Source organism: Radiobacillus sp. PE A8.2 (assembly GCF_045635475.1).
Lineage (GTDB): Bacteria > Bacillota > Bacilli > Bacillales > Amphibacillaceae > JBJGXI01.
This window is the reverse complement of sequence record NZ_JBJGXI010000020.1, coordinates 1-12,438: the sequence shown is the minus strand read 5'-3', so window position 1 is coordinate 12,438 and position 12,438 is coordinate 1. Positions and strand designations below refer to the sequence as shown.

The 12,438-nt window shown below is 35.5% G+C and carries 13 protein-coding genes; 8 read left to right on the top strand and 5 right to left on the bottom strand.

Translation table 11 applies throughout. The annotated features are described in order from the left end of the window. Nucleotides 1-72: 72 nt before the first annotated feature. Together ACI6MV_RS11930 and ACI6MV_RS11925 are read left to right on the top strand one after the other, a co-directional pair. Nucleotides 73-660, top strand: coding sequence for a DUF5317 domain-containing protein (locus ACI6MV_RS11930; RefSeq protein WP_407270529.1), 588 nt, complete (start codon nucleotides 73-75; stop codon nucleotides 658-660). Between the two features lie 180 nt (nucleotides 661-840). Further along, nucleotides 841-2,655, top strand: coding sequence for a bifunctional diguanylate cyclase/phosphohydrolase (locus ACI6MV_RS11925; RefSeq protein ID WP_407270528.1), 1,815 nt, complete (start codon nucleotides 841-843; stop codon nucleotides 2,653-2,655). Nucleotides 2,656-2,706: 51 nt separating this feature from the next. Here the strand turns inward: ACI6MV_RS11925 and ACI6MV_RS11920 are convergent, their stop codons facing one another. Continuing rightward, the gene (locus tag ACI6MV_RS11920; protein WP_407270527.1) at nucleotides 2,707-3,714 is read right to left on the bottom strand and encodes a TIGR00341 family protein; all 1,008 of its coding nucleotides are present in this window, start codon (nucleotides 3,712-3,714) and stop codon (nucleotides 2,707-2,709) included. Between the two features lie 569 nt (nucleotides 3,715-4,283). On the opposite strand from ACI6MV_RS11920, the gene ACI6MV_RS11915 reads away from it, so the two are divergent. Then, entirely contained in the window at nucleotides 4,284-4,808 is a 525-nt protein-coding gene (locus tag ACI6MV_RS11915) for a P-loop NTPase family protein (RefSeq protein WP_407270526.1), read from the top strand. An 86-nt stretch (nucleotides 4,809-4,894) separates the two neighbouring features. After that, complete coding sequence (locus ACI6MV_RS11910) at nucleotides 4,895-5,485, top strand: YitT family protein (RefSeq protein ID WP_407270525.1); 591 nt, start codon at nucleotides 4,895-4,897, stop codon at nucleotides 5,483-5,485. Nucleotides 5,486-5,680: 195 nt separating this feature from the next. Here ACI6MV_RS11910 and ACI6MV_RS11905 read toward each other — a convergent pair whose 3' ends face one another. Then, a complete protein-coding gene (locus tag ACI6MV_RS11905) occupies nucleotides 5,681-6,187 on the bottom strand; it encodes a metallophosphoesterase family protein (protein WP_407270524.1) in 507 nt (168 codons plus the stop codon). 99 nt (nucleotides 6,188-6,286) lie between these two features. Here ACI6MV_RS11905 and ACI6MV_RS11900 point away from each other — a divergent pair, with 99 nt between their 5' ends. Beyond that, nucleotides 6,287-6,742, top strand: a complete 456-nt coding sequence (locus ACI6MV_RS11900; protein WP_407270523.1) for a GNAT family N-acetyltransferase — start codon at nucleotides 6,287-6,289, stop codon at nucleotides 6,740-6,742. A gap of 46 nt (nucleotides 6,743-6,788) precedes the next feature. Here ACI6MV_RS11900 and ACI6MV_RS11895 read toward each other — a convergent pair whose 3' ends face one another. Both ACI6MV_RS11895 and ACI6MV_RS11890 read right to left on the bottom strand, forming a co-directional pair. Beyond that, nucleotides 6,789-7,535 carry an SDR family NAD(P)-dependent oxidoreductase gene (locus ACI6MV_RS11895; RefSeq protein ID WP_407270522.1) on the bottom strand — a complete coding sequence of 249 codons (747 nt, stop codon included), beginning with the start codon at nucleotides 7,533-7,535 and terminating at the stop codon, nucleotides 6,789-6,791. Nucleotides 7,536-7,635: 100 nt separating this feature from the next. Further along, nucleotides 7,636-8,004 (bottom strand): four-helix bundle copper-binding protein, encoded by a 369-nt coding sequence (locus ACI6MV_RS11890; protein ID WP_407270521.1) that lies wholly within the window; start codon nucleotides 8,002-8,004, stop codon nucleotides 7,636-7,638. A 327-nt stretch (nucleotides 8,005-8,331) separates the two neighbouring features. Here ACI6MV_RS11890 and ACI6MV_RS11885 point away from each other — a divergent pair, with 327 nt between their 5' ends. After that, a complete protein-coding gene (locus tag ACI6MV_RS11885; RefSeq protein WP_407270520.1) occupies nucleotides 8,332-9,522 on the top strand; it encodes an alanyl-tRNA editing protein in 1,191 nt (396 codons plus the stop codon). Between the two features lie 17 nt (nucleotides 9,523-9,539). On the opposite strand, the gene ACI6MV_RS11880 is transcribed toward ACI6MV_RS11885, so the two are convergent. Continuing rightward, nucleotides 9,540-10,238: a YetF domain-containing protein gene (locus ACI6MV_RS11880; RefSeq protein WP_407270519.1), complete on the bottom strand. Its 699-nt coding sequence runs from the start codon at nucleotides 10,236-10,238 to the stop codon at nucleotides 9,540-9,542. 588 nt (nucleotides 10,239-10,826) lie between these two features. Between ACI6MV_RS11880 and ACI6MV_RS11875 the strand changes: the two genes are divergently transcribed. Together ACI6MV_RS11875 and ACI6MV_RS11870 are read left to right on the top strand one after the other, a co-directional pair. After that, on the top strand, nucleotides 10,827-11,816 hold the full coding sequence (locus ACI6MV_RS11875; protein ID WP_407270518.1) for a phosphotransferase enzyme family protein: 990 nt from the start codon (nucleotides 10,827-10,829) through the stop codon (nucleotides 11,814-11,816). Nucleotides 11,817-11,831: 15 nt separating this feature from the next. Beyond that, on the top strand, nucleotides 11,832-12,128 hold the full coding sequence (locus ACI6MV_RS11870) for an MGMT family protein (protein ID WP_407270517.1): 297 nt from the start codon (nucleotides 11,832-11,834) through the stop codon (nucleotides 12,126-12,128). Nucleotides 12,129-12,438 lie beyond the last annotated feature (310 nt).

Here is a 12,438-nt window from a genome sequence, read left to right as displayed (position 1 = left end):
CTGGTACAATATAGAGAGTATTAACATTTACTTACATTAATCGATAAAAAATAGAATTTAGGTGTAATAGATATGGTGATTGATGGCATTATTATTTCGTTTATAGTTGGGCTACTTCGAAAAGGAAAATTGGACTGGCTGTCCAAGCCTTTATTTAAATGGGGGTGGATTTTTCCAGTTTTACTTTTAGTTCAAGTAACTGTTTTTTATTTGCAAAATAGTGTACAATTTATAGCATCAATAAGTAACTATGTCTTTATGGCAGTATACATAATAGGTTTGTTCTTTTTATGGATTAATCGTGATCATCTGGGATTGAATATCATAATGGCTGGTGTTTTCTTGAACTTCTTAGTGATGATCGTTAATGGCGGGCGTATGCCTGTATCAGAAGAAGCCTCCATAATATTAGATCCAGTTTACATTGATACGATAAAACAAGGATTATATGCAAAGCATGCACTAATAACGGAATCTACAAATCTTGCATTTTTAGGAGATATCATTCCTATAACGGACCCATATCCGAAGAGTCAGGTTATAAGTATTGGCGACGTAATAATGAATATTGGTATATTCATTTATATTCAAAATAAGATGGTAAGTAAAAATCAAACAGATAAAACTTCTTATGAGCCTCATTTAAGGGAGGTGAATTAAGATGAAAAAGAACGAAAGCAACAAAGTTGGAATCAAACTTACAGGTCTTCTAATCAATGCCGTAATTATTGGATCACTTATTGCAGCATTAACATCTGGTTTTAAAATTGTAGGTGTGTAAATTTTTTGTGGGAGAGAGCTGATACTCTCTCCCAATACTACTTATGAGAGTGATAACTTATGACATATCTTAAAAATAAAAATATGTTTTTTACTATTGTGACTGTAATGGCAGCCTTTATTTATATATATATAGGTGTGTTTCCATTTGAAACCAACTCGGATTGGGTATTGGGATATGCTCTAATTGGTACAGTACTATTATTAAATCATTTTATTATTCTATTGCCTCCAGAAGGAAATGCGCTCTCCATGGATTCTGCCGTTTATTTGGGGTGTGTTTTTGTTTTTGGTCTTGAAACATCATTAATTGTATTACTTTTAGCAAGTTTAATACAATACTTGTATGATCATAAGTTACCTTGGTGGGTATATTTATTTAATTTATCTATTTATACTCTAATGATCACTAGTGCATATTATATATTTATATTAACTGGTGGATTAGTAGGAAATGTTAATTCATTGTTTTTCTTTTCATATCTATTGTCACTCACCGTATATTTTGCTATCAATGTTCTTATGATAAGTATTTTCTTTTGGATTGTAAAAAATGAAAGCTTGATAAGTGCTATGAAGGGTGTCATAAAGGGTGCTATAGAAAGCTACATGAGTACGATGCTATTATCAATTGTTTTAAGCTTTTTGTTAAAAGCAGAACCATTATTTGGACTAATAATTTTTAGCAGTATAGCAATGTTACTTTCCTTTGCTTTTAAACAGCACTTCAGATTGTATCAAGAAGTGGCAAATAAGGCAAATATCGACCATCTAACCGGATTAAACAATCACGGATACTTTAAAGAAATATTGGATAAAAAACTATTCGAGATTAAAAATAGTAAGCAGTCCCTTAGTTTAGCAATGCTAGATATTGATGATTTTAAAAAATATAATGATGGCTTTGGGCATTTGCAAGGAGATAGTTTATTAAAGTTCTTCGGAGAACGATTAGAGGAAGAGTGTAACCCAAAAGGATATGTCGTCGCTCGATATGGCGGCGAAGAGTTTGTTATCTTAATGCCAGATACTAGAGATATAGAAGCATCTGTATTTATCGATAAATTAAGAAAACAAGTGAATGATACGTATTTTAAAGGAGTAGAGCTACTTCCTTATGGTTGCCTGTCTTTTTCAGCTGGTATTATTGAACATTCTGAAGAAATTATTAGTTCTTCTGAATTTCTTAGTCAGGCAGATCAAGCGATGTATTATGCGAAGGCTCAAGGTAAAAACAATACGCATGTATTTGGAACAGAAATGGAGTCCATATCAATAGATTATCCAGTAGAAGAATTGGAACAACAGTTAAAACTATTTCTTGGAAAAGATATTTACACGTATCGTCATAGTAAACGTGTCTTCAAATATACAGTAGAATTCAGCAAATTAATTGATTTGAAAGACCATGAGAGAAAAACATTAATGCTCGGCGCTCTTATTCATGACATTGGCAAGTTGGAGGTTCCAAGAGACGTTATTAATAAAAAGGGTAAGCTTACCGATGCCGAGTGGGAAATGGTTAAAATGCATGTAACCTGGGGGAAAGACATCGTTGCAGCTACCAAGAAGTTTGAGGATTTAATTCCATGCGTTGAGCTACATCATGAGCGTTATGATGGAAGAGGATATCCACATGGACTGAAAGAACTAGAGATCCCAAAGCTTGCACGAATTCTTTGTATTATAGATTCCTTTGATGCGATGACTACAGAAAGGCCTTATCAAAAGACAAAAACATTTGTCGAAGCGATTGTAGAACTACGAGCGTGTTCAGGCACACAGTTTGATCCATTTTATGTTGAAGGATTTATTGACTATATTAATGAAAAATATATAACACATGAGGAGACATATCCGTCGCCATCAAACTGATGGTTAAGTAGGTAATTTTGCTGGAACGGACAAGATGTCTCCTTTTTTATATTAAAATGAAATAAAAAATATCGTAATACTTAAAATAATAATTACTAAACTAACAAACAATAGCGCGTATTTTCGAGATGTATTTGCTATTTGGATTTCTTGCCAGTTAACGGGTTTTATGCCACTGAACCAAAATACGAGTATTGCCGACAATAAAATAGAATGAATATTTACGAGTAAAAGTATTAGTGGTGTTAATGCAACGGACCACTCTGCTGAACCGATTAACATTCCTGTAACAACAGTTGGTGGAAGTAAGGCTACCGAAACCATTACCCCAACCAATGCTTCCGAGACACGTTTTATAAATGACAATGCGCCGGCTACCCCAGCTGCAATGGCAACAACGATGTCCATGATTTCAATTTTAGTACGAGCCATAAACTCATCACTGTAAGTTGGTAATTCAAAAATTGCACCGAACAGGATGGCAATCGCGAAAGGTACAGATAGACCATACAGGGATGTAAGTACTGATTTGCGTAATAACTTGTAATCGCCTAGTACTGATGCAAAGGCTGCTGATGTAAATGGTCCAATTAATGGGGCGATTACCATTGCGCCAATGACGACGGCTGCACTGTCTTTCATAATCCCCGCTGTTGCTACAATCGCTGATAAAACTAAAAACCATGTGAAGCTTCTAGAAATTTTACTAGATGACTCTACAACCGTATATAGTTCATGTCTGCTAGCGCGCATTAATTCCTTTTTATCATTATCAGGTTGCTTTTCTTCTTGTTTCTCTTCCTCGTCAGCTGTGACCCTTGGAATATATGTTTGTACTGAAAATAACAATGCATGCAGTTCCTCATTATACTTGGAGTCCATCTCTAAATAATTTAAAATTTCTTCAGAGTGTTTTTTCTTAACAAGAATCTTAATTAACTCATATTGTTCAGAACTATGACTGTGCCAGTGAGAGATAATCGAGAAATTTTCGATTTGTTTATTTAATAATGATAGTCCTTCTTTTGGGATATATACTTCTATCAATTGTAGTTCCATGCTTTTTCCCCCAAATAATCGTGTTTTTTAGTGTTGGATAATATACAATTCTTATACCCATAGGCGATAGGAAAAATATCAGTTATACTAATGAGAAATAGGTTTCGAAAGTAAATTAGTTATTTTCTAGAAAAATTTCTTGTATTAATCAATTTCTATAATACTGAATGTTAGCTTTTTGCAGCTGCATATAGTTGGATTATTGCAGCCCGAACTATTCGTGACTGCAAGCAATGTATTACTTGTTAAAGCTATAATAAAGGATGAGGTATGTCGTAAAGAATTCTTTATTTGATGAACAAAGTTTAGCGGACTTGTAAGACCAAGAAATTGTTTCATGAGATTATATAGCGGTACAAATCCAGCTCTGTGACTAATTAAATACAAGACTACACAAGTATGGAAAGTTGGCTGGTTACCAATGTAATAATACACAATTATGCTTCCCGCATTTGAAGTTATCAATTGGGGGAAGTTTTTTGTATACATAAAATTGTGAAACTAGTTTTCTGATAGTATATGTTGCATTATAATTAATACCTATCTTATCGAATCAGGGGGCTACCTAAATGGAACGGATCATGGTTGTTGGAATTTCTGCAGGTGTCGGGAAATCCACTTTTGCAAGAAGGTTGGGAGAACAATTAGAAATAGAGGTATTTCATCTAGATGCTTATCATTGGAAACCGGGTTGGGTGGAAGCACCTCGTGAAGAGTTTGCAGACGCACAGCGAAAAATAGTCGGAAATGAGTCATGGATTATAGAAGGTAATTATAGTAGTACTTTTGATATTCGGTTTGAAGCAGCAGATACGATTATTTATCTTGAACTGCCGCTATACCTATGTCTATTTCGGGTATTAAATCGCTGGTTAACGAACTTGGGGAATACGAGAGTAGACATGGGAGAAGGGTGTACCGAGAAAATGGATTGGAAATTTTTAAAGTTTATTGTGACCACTTACAGTTCTAGAAAGAAAAAAATGCAAAGCAGGTTTGCGAACTTTTTAGCTAAAGGTGAGGGGCGAAAGGTTATTCAATTAAAAAACAAACAAGAAATTAAAGCGTTTCTTGAGAATGTTATAGCAAAATAAATTATTCATTCCTAGTGCAATGCCATTTTTATAAAAGTACAAGCATAAGATTATAAAAAGGGTACTTTCATAAGGTGTGGTATTAGATGGAATTTCTTCGTAGAGGATTAATTATTATAATAGGTAGCATATTCATATCGATAGGGATTAATGGTTTTTTTACGCCATTTAAAATTTTAGATGGTGGTGTGATTGGCTTAGGTTTAATCGTCCACTATTTGTTTGATATCGAAACAGGGCTGACGATTATATGTATTAGTATTCCTGTTTTCATTATTGCCTGGTTTTATTACAAATCGTACTTTTTTAATAGCTTACATGGACTATTAGTTTCTTCTTTATCCATAGATCTACTTGCTCAACATATTTCGTTTGAGTTGGATGCCCCATTGAATGCTGTTATTGGGGGTATCTTAGTTGGATTAGGGATCGGCATCATGCTACGTTTTAAGACGAGTACAGGCGGAACCGATTTAATCGCACAATTCGTTTCCGATATGTCAGGTATTAATGTTGGTTTACTTATATTGCTGATCGATGGTATGGTCATCATCCTAGGCGGCTATCTTTTTTCCTCGCAAACCTTTTTTTTATCTGCATTAGCTGTATTATTTGTTGGGATAACAACAAGTCTATGTACATGGAATGTCAAACATCCAATAGCGGAAGGACAATAAAGTGGTACAATAGGAAAAAAGTATTAATGGGGTGTTATGGTAATCTTGCTTATTATTTTGTCGGGAACAGATACACGATATCGACAAAAAACACACTTAGGTATGGCAAATCTGAAAGTTTAAAAACGAGTATAGTCACGATGACTGCAATCGTGACTCATACCATAACTTTAGGAAGAATACGCCGCTGTAAATTCATTCCTTTGTGTCATAATAAACATGCTGAATTGCCACTGTTTCAGAAATCTGAATGATTCCGAATGAATATTGGTTCTGTCGTCGTTTATCCGTTGGGGAGCCGGGATTAAAGGTGATAAGGTCGTTATAGTGATGTAGAACAGGTATATGCGAATGTCCGAAAGTAACAATGTCTACAGCATCATCTTTAAACATGTCTATCGCTCGTTTTTCAGTAGTTTTTCCTTTGCCGTGTCCGTGGGTTAACCCAATTCTCACCTTATCTAGGGTGATGATTTTCTTTTGTGCAAATCTTTTCTGTATTTCTTCTTGATCTACGTTGCCTACCACTCCTTCAACTGGAGCATATCTTGTCAATTCATCATAAACTTCAATTGTGCTCCAATCACCTACATGCAAAATAAGATCTGCATTGCTTAAAGACTCTATAAGCTTAGAAGGTAGTTTTTTTCCTCGCATTGGCATGTGTGTATCGCCTGTAACGACTATTTTCAATGTATCCACATCCTGCAATTTTTATTGGATTTTCAGTGATTGTACTATAAGATTAATAAAACAACAAATTATCATTGACAAGTAATGTTTCTAGAGGGGGGAGCTAAGATGCTTGAAATACATCATGTAAATGAAAGGAAAGATCTCTTTGATGAAGCGGTAAAGTTTTTCTGGAGGCATTGGGGAAGTTCCGATAATTATAAGTTCTACCGTGATTGCATGGTGCATGCAGTTGAAAATCGAAATGGATTACCGCGGTTTTATATCGCAGTAATCGATAACGAGATTGTGGGTTCCTATGCTATGCTCAGAAATGATCTAATCAGTCGTCAGGATTTATTCCCGTGGCTTGCTTGTTTGTATGTAGTTCCACCATTAAGGGGCAAGGCTTATGGTGCTGTGATTCTTTCTCATGCTATACGTGAATCAAAAGACTTTGAACATATTTATCTTTGTTCGGAATTGGAAAATTATTACGAAAAGTATGGCTGGGAGTACACTGATGATGCTTACTATCTTAATGGTGAGCAAACGAAAATATATTCTATACGGACTAATCGCTAAATGAAAGATGAATGGCGCACAAAAGCGACCATTCATCTTTCATACTTTATTCACCATAAATCATTTTTCGAATCATACCGCCATCGATAATAATATTTTCGCCGGTGATGAAATCGTTCTCTAGATCAGTTAAGAACAGGCATGCTCTAGCAATGTCTAATGGTTTTCCAACTCGTTGTGACGGGTGTTGTTTATGGTCAGCTTCTGATAGCTTGTCATAGTCATTCGTTTGAATCCAGCCAGGACTAATCGAATTAACTGTAATCTGATCATCACCTAAGGAAAGTGCAAGAGCATGGGTTAATGCAACAATTCCGCCTTTAGTCGCCGCGTAGGCCTCTGAATCTTTTTCAGACATAAAGGCTCGGGTCGATGCAATATTTACAATTGAACCACCATGAACATTTGTGCGCATGTATCTAGCTGCTTCTTGTGCGCAAAGGAACGTTCCTCGTAAATTTGTGTTGATCACATCATCCCATTCTTCGACGGTAAGCTCATATACGGATTTAAATCTGGAAACACCAGCATTATTAATCAGGATATCTATGCTGCCAAATTCAGAGATGGTTTGTTTGAATAAGTGTTTGATATCTTCTGGTTTCCGTAAATCAGCATGTACAAAAACTACTTGTCCATTTTTTGCATTAATTTCATTTACCGTTTGTTCTGCACTAATCTCGTCCACATCAGTAATGATTACACTATAGCCTGCTTCGGCATACGATACGGCTACTTGCTTTCCAATTCCGTTTCCGCCACCAGTGACGATTACGACTTGAGAATTTTTCATTTGATTCTTCCTCTCTAAATATTACTTAATGTAAGAATATCATAAGAGCAAAAAAGTAAAAAAGCTTATCCCTTTGAGATAAGCTGTAATATTTTAAATGTTAAGCAGTTAACTGTTGACATGCTTTGGCGCAAATTAAACAAGTTTGACCACATTGCTGTGATGCTTGATCAGGAAATTGCATGCAAGTACTTCCACATACTTCACATACTGAAGCACACACACTTGAAAATACTTTTGAAAATTTACTCGAAAGAGCCAAATAATTGACCATTAGTCCGCAAATTTCGGCGCAATCTTGTAAATTACTTAACTGCTCACCTCTACCAAATAGATCCTGCTTTTTGTATAGCATTGTTGTCATATGGTTGCATGATATAGCACAGTGGTGAATGGTATTTAAAAGATCCGATGAATGAATTGGCTTTCCCTCATATGGTGTTTGAAAAAAAACAGTTTGATAATGCATTAGTTATACCTCCCTGATTCCTATCACTGCTATCCTATGATTAATATTATGTTTTGGGAGTAGTGAATACACCATTTAATTCGCCAATTAATTTAAAATTTATGATAATGCCTTGTTTATCCATGTTCCATCTTCTTCTGCTAAGAAAATGTATAAATTAGGGCCCGTTCTAGAGGCATGGTGACCATTATCTAAATCAACTTCTGTAACGCTTTAATTTATCTTTACATGAATCTTCCTTTATACTAGATAGAAACGTTGCGTCTATATTATCACAGAATATAAAGGCGGTAGAAAGCTTTTTTATTGGTAAAGGAGTAGTTATTCTTGGAAAATAAATTATATTATCAAGATGCTTATCAGAAACAGTTCAAAGCAAAAGTTATAAAACAAGGAAAGGATCAGGAAGGTAGATATTATGTTTCGCTCGACCAAACTGCATTCTATCCAACGGGAGGAGGACAACCGTATGATACAGGAACATTAAATGGGTACCCTGTCTTGGATGTCGAAATGATTGATGGGCAAATTAGACACTATTTAAAAGAGCCGTTGTTCTATGAATCCGAGGTAACAGGTATGCTGGATTGGCAACGCCGCTTTGACCACATGCAGCAACACGCAGGTCAGCATATATTGTCTGCTACGTTTGAAGATATACTTGGATATAAAACGGTTAGCTTTCATCTAGGTAGTGAGATTTGTACAATTGATTTAGAGACAGGACAAGTATCTGAGTATGAGCTTACCAAGATAGAAGAGATATGTAATCGAATTATTTTAGAAAACCGGCCGATAGAAACTGTATGGGTTACACCAGAAGAAGTGAAAAATTATCGTTTAAGGAAAAATCTTTCCGTAGACGAAAATATCCGTTTAGTTATTATTCCAGAGTTTGATTATAACGGTTGTGGTGGTACACATCCCAACTCAACTGGACAAATAATGTCGATTAAGATTCTAGGGTGGGAGAAACAACGGAAGCAAGTAAGGGTTCACTTTGTATGTGGTCGTCGAGTGCTAGCGCAACTTGCTCAAAAGCACCGGGTCATACAAACGTTAAACCACAAGTTACGTGCACCGGAAAATGAATTGGCTCCTGCCGTTGATGCACTATTAGCTAAGCAAAAGGATACTGAAAAAGCATTGTCCGAAACAGAAGCGACAGTGCTTGATTTACAAGCGAACGATATACTTTATCAGGCGAATAACCATTCTGTAGTTGCAAAAGCATTTATGGGTTATTCGATGAAGGATATGCAAACTCTAACGCGCAAACTTATAGCTCATATAGAAGATGGTGTTGTTATACTCGTTAGCCAAAATGGCGACAAATTACAAGTCGTATTTGGGCGCGGAACTGCAGTAACACACATCAGTATGAAAAAACTGCTTGGAAACATACTTCCGATTATCAATGGAAAGGGAGGAGGAAGTCATAGCTTAGCACAAGGAGGCGGAGAAGCGATTATATCAGCTGAACAGTTATTAGAAAAAATTAAAGAAGTGGTGCAATAGCGCATCACTTCTTTTCATTAATGGACTACATCATTTCTCTGATCTACATATAACGTTCCGTCCGTTTGTACCTGTGCAAAAAATACATCTTCAATCGAAGTTACCCCATATTGTGCTAATTGCACTTCTAACCATTTTTCATCACGGTTTAGTTTATCGAGATTTTTTTTGTCCATCTTACCATCTGATACTACTGTAGTAGGGATATCAAAGATTATATTTGGTTTTGCTTCAATGTTCATATCTGCCTTCGTAATACTCTGCTTGTAATCTTTTTTCATGACGGATATTTTACCATCTGTTTCGAAAATGGCATATTGGACATCCGAAATAGAGAAAACATATTTTTTTCTTAATATCGCATTCAAAGCATCCATGTCTAAGCGTGCTTTTCTTAGCACATCCTCCATCACTTGACCATTTTTAATTAAAATTAGCGGCTGCCCTTCAAGTACGGTGCGTGCGGATTTTGATTTAATATCGATCAGCCCCGTCACTAGTGTAAATGCAGCCCAGCCAACTAATGCTATAATTCCGTTTCGAATACTTAAGTCTTGAATGACAGCTAGACTTGCTGCAATCGAACCGATCGCAATGCCTGAGACAAAATTAAAGAAGGTCATTTGACTCAATTCTTTTCTACCCATCACTCTTGTTAATGCTAATAAAACAATAAAAGAAATAGCTATCCTCAAGCTGAGTTCAGATACCTCCATGTCTAATCCCTCCTAACCTTTATCTTTCCTAATACTTTGTGTTTCATTCGATTTAAGTCTAAGGAGTCTGAGAAGTAAATCAGCCTGTAGTCTGATAGAAGTTCATTCTAACTGCCGTTAAGAAAATCTTAAATCTTCCCTATAATAAAATTAACAAAGAAAAAGGGAGTTGATAAAGATGTTTAACGAGTATGAAATACAACAAATTGTAAGTGAGCGCCGTCCCAGGTAACTGAAGTTAAGATCTGTTATAAATAGAAAGAAGGTGAATAGTATGATGAATAACTTTGAACTTCAACAGTTAATTAATGATCGTAGACTAAAATAAATAGAAATGTTGCGTTATAGATGAAGAAACTGGAGGAGTATAAATGATACTACAATTAAATACGACATTTGCTTGATAACCTCTTTAGACATACTTGTCCGAAGAGGCTTTTGTTTGGAGCTAATTCTGGTATTTGATGATAAAATATTTCTATAATTAATCGAGAATATAAGCAATTGGTAATCAATAGCAAATATATTCTGTAATCATGTTTCTTCTATATATAATTATGATACGTGATCAGTGAAAGGGGAATAAATATGGAAAAATCCGTAGCAAGCGTGTTAACGGAAGCAATTAAAAAAGAAACTTGGAATCGTTTTGAACTTGAAGATAATTATACGTTGCTTGGTGATTTTGAAAATTATGTGTACGAAGTATATAAAAAAGGAAAGTCATATATTTTACGATTAACGCATAGTTCGCATCGAAATCATGTTGAATTGTTGGCAGAGATGAATTGGGTCACCCATCTTTTCAATAGTGACTTACAAGTACCACGTATTTATGCCTCGAAGGATGGAAGGTTTGTTGAGACCGTTCAGGCTGAAGACCAATCTTATTTCTATGCAAGTCTATTCGATAAAGTAAAAGGATCGCCTGTTAAAATAGATAGTGAACAATTTAATACGTCTTTATTCCGTGCTTGGGGTAATAGCATTGGTCAAATGCACGCTGCTACAAAGGATTTCCAATTAGCACCAGATCTTAACAGAAAAACATGGGAGCAAGACGAGTTATTATTTGTTGAACGATATATACCAGTATATGAGGATAAAGTAATTGCAAACGCGAAAGATCTTATTAATCAAATAAAAAAGTTGCCAATAACGAAAGAAAATTATGGACTTATCCATAATGATGTTCATTCTGGGAATTTCTTTTATGATGGGACGAACATTCATATATTTGATTTTGATGATAGCTGCTATATGTGGTTTGTTTCAGATATCGCCATACCAGTATATTACACAGTGATGGCCAAACATGCTGCTACGGATCAGGAAAAGCGGAATCAATTTGCAGCAAAGTTTTTAACTGCGTTTATGGATGGCTATAAAGAAGCAAATCAGGCACCTGCTGATTGGGAAATACATTTACCGTATTTCTTACGATTGCGCGATGTTACATTATATACTGTTCTACATAAAAAGATTGATAAAACAGAGAGGAGTGACAAGGTACTGGAGTTGCTTAGTGAACTACGTGATAGAATCGAACAGAATCAGTCAATTGTTGAATTTCGTTGAACAGGAGGAAGTATCATGGAAGAGTTTACTAAACATGTACTAGTGATTATTAAGGGAATTCCAGTGGGGAAAGTAATGACGTATGGTCAAATTGCAAAGCTGGCTGGTAGTCCAAGAGCGGCAAGGCAAGTAGTCAGGATCTTGCATTCCTTGAGTGATAAGTATCAATTGCCATGGCATCGGGTTGTGAATAGGAATGGGGAGATTAGTATCGCTGATGAAGAGGTGGCGAGAATTCAAAGATGGAACTTGGAAGGTGAAGGTATCGAATTTGATAATAATCGGGTTAGTCTTGCTGATTACCAAATGTAAAGGAACTAATTATTAAAAATGTGTCACACTGGGCGAATAGCTAAATATAATATAGAGGAAATAGGCACGCATCTTAAGAGGATAATTTTGGATTGTAAAACGCTATTGCATTCCATGATGCAGCGTGGTATATTAATAAACGTCGCTTCACAAGAAACACATCATAACAAAAAAAGTTGTTGACACTGTTCTTGCGAAATGATATATTAATAAAGTCGCTTTTGAGAGGCGAACGAATAAGAATAAAAAAATTATTGACAATGAGTTGATGATTTGATAAGATATTAAAGTTGTCGTTGAAAGAAACACA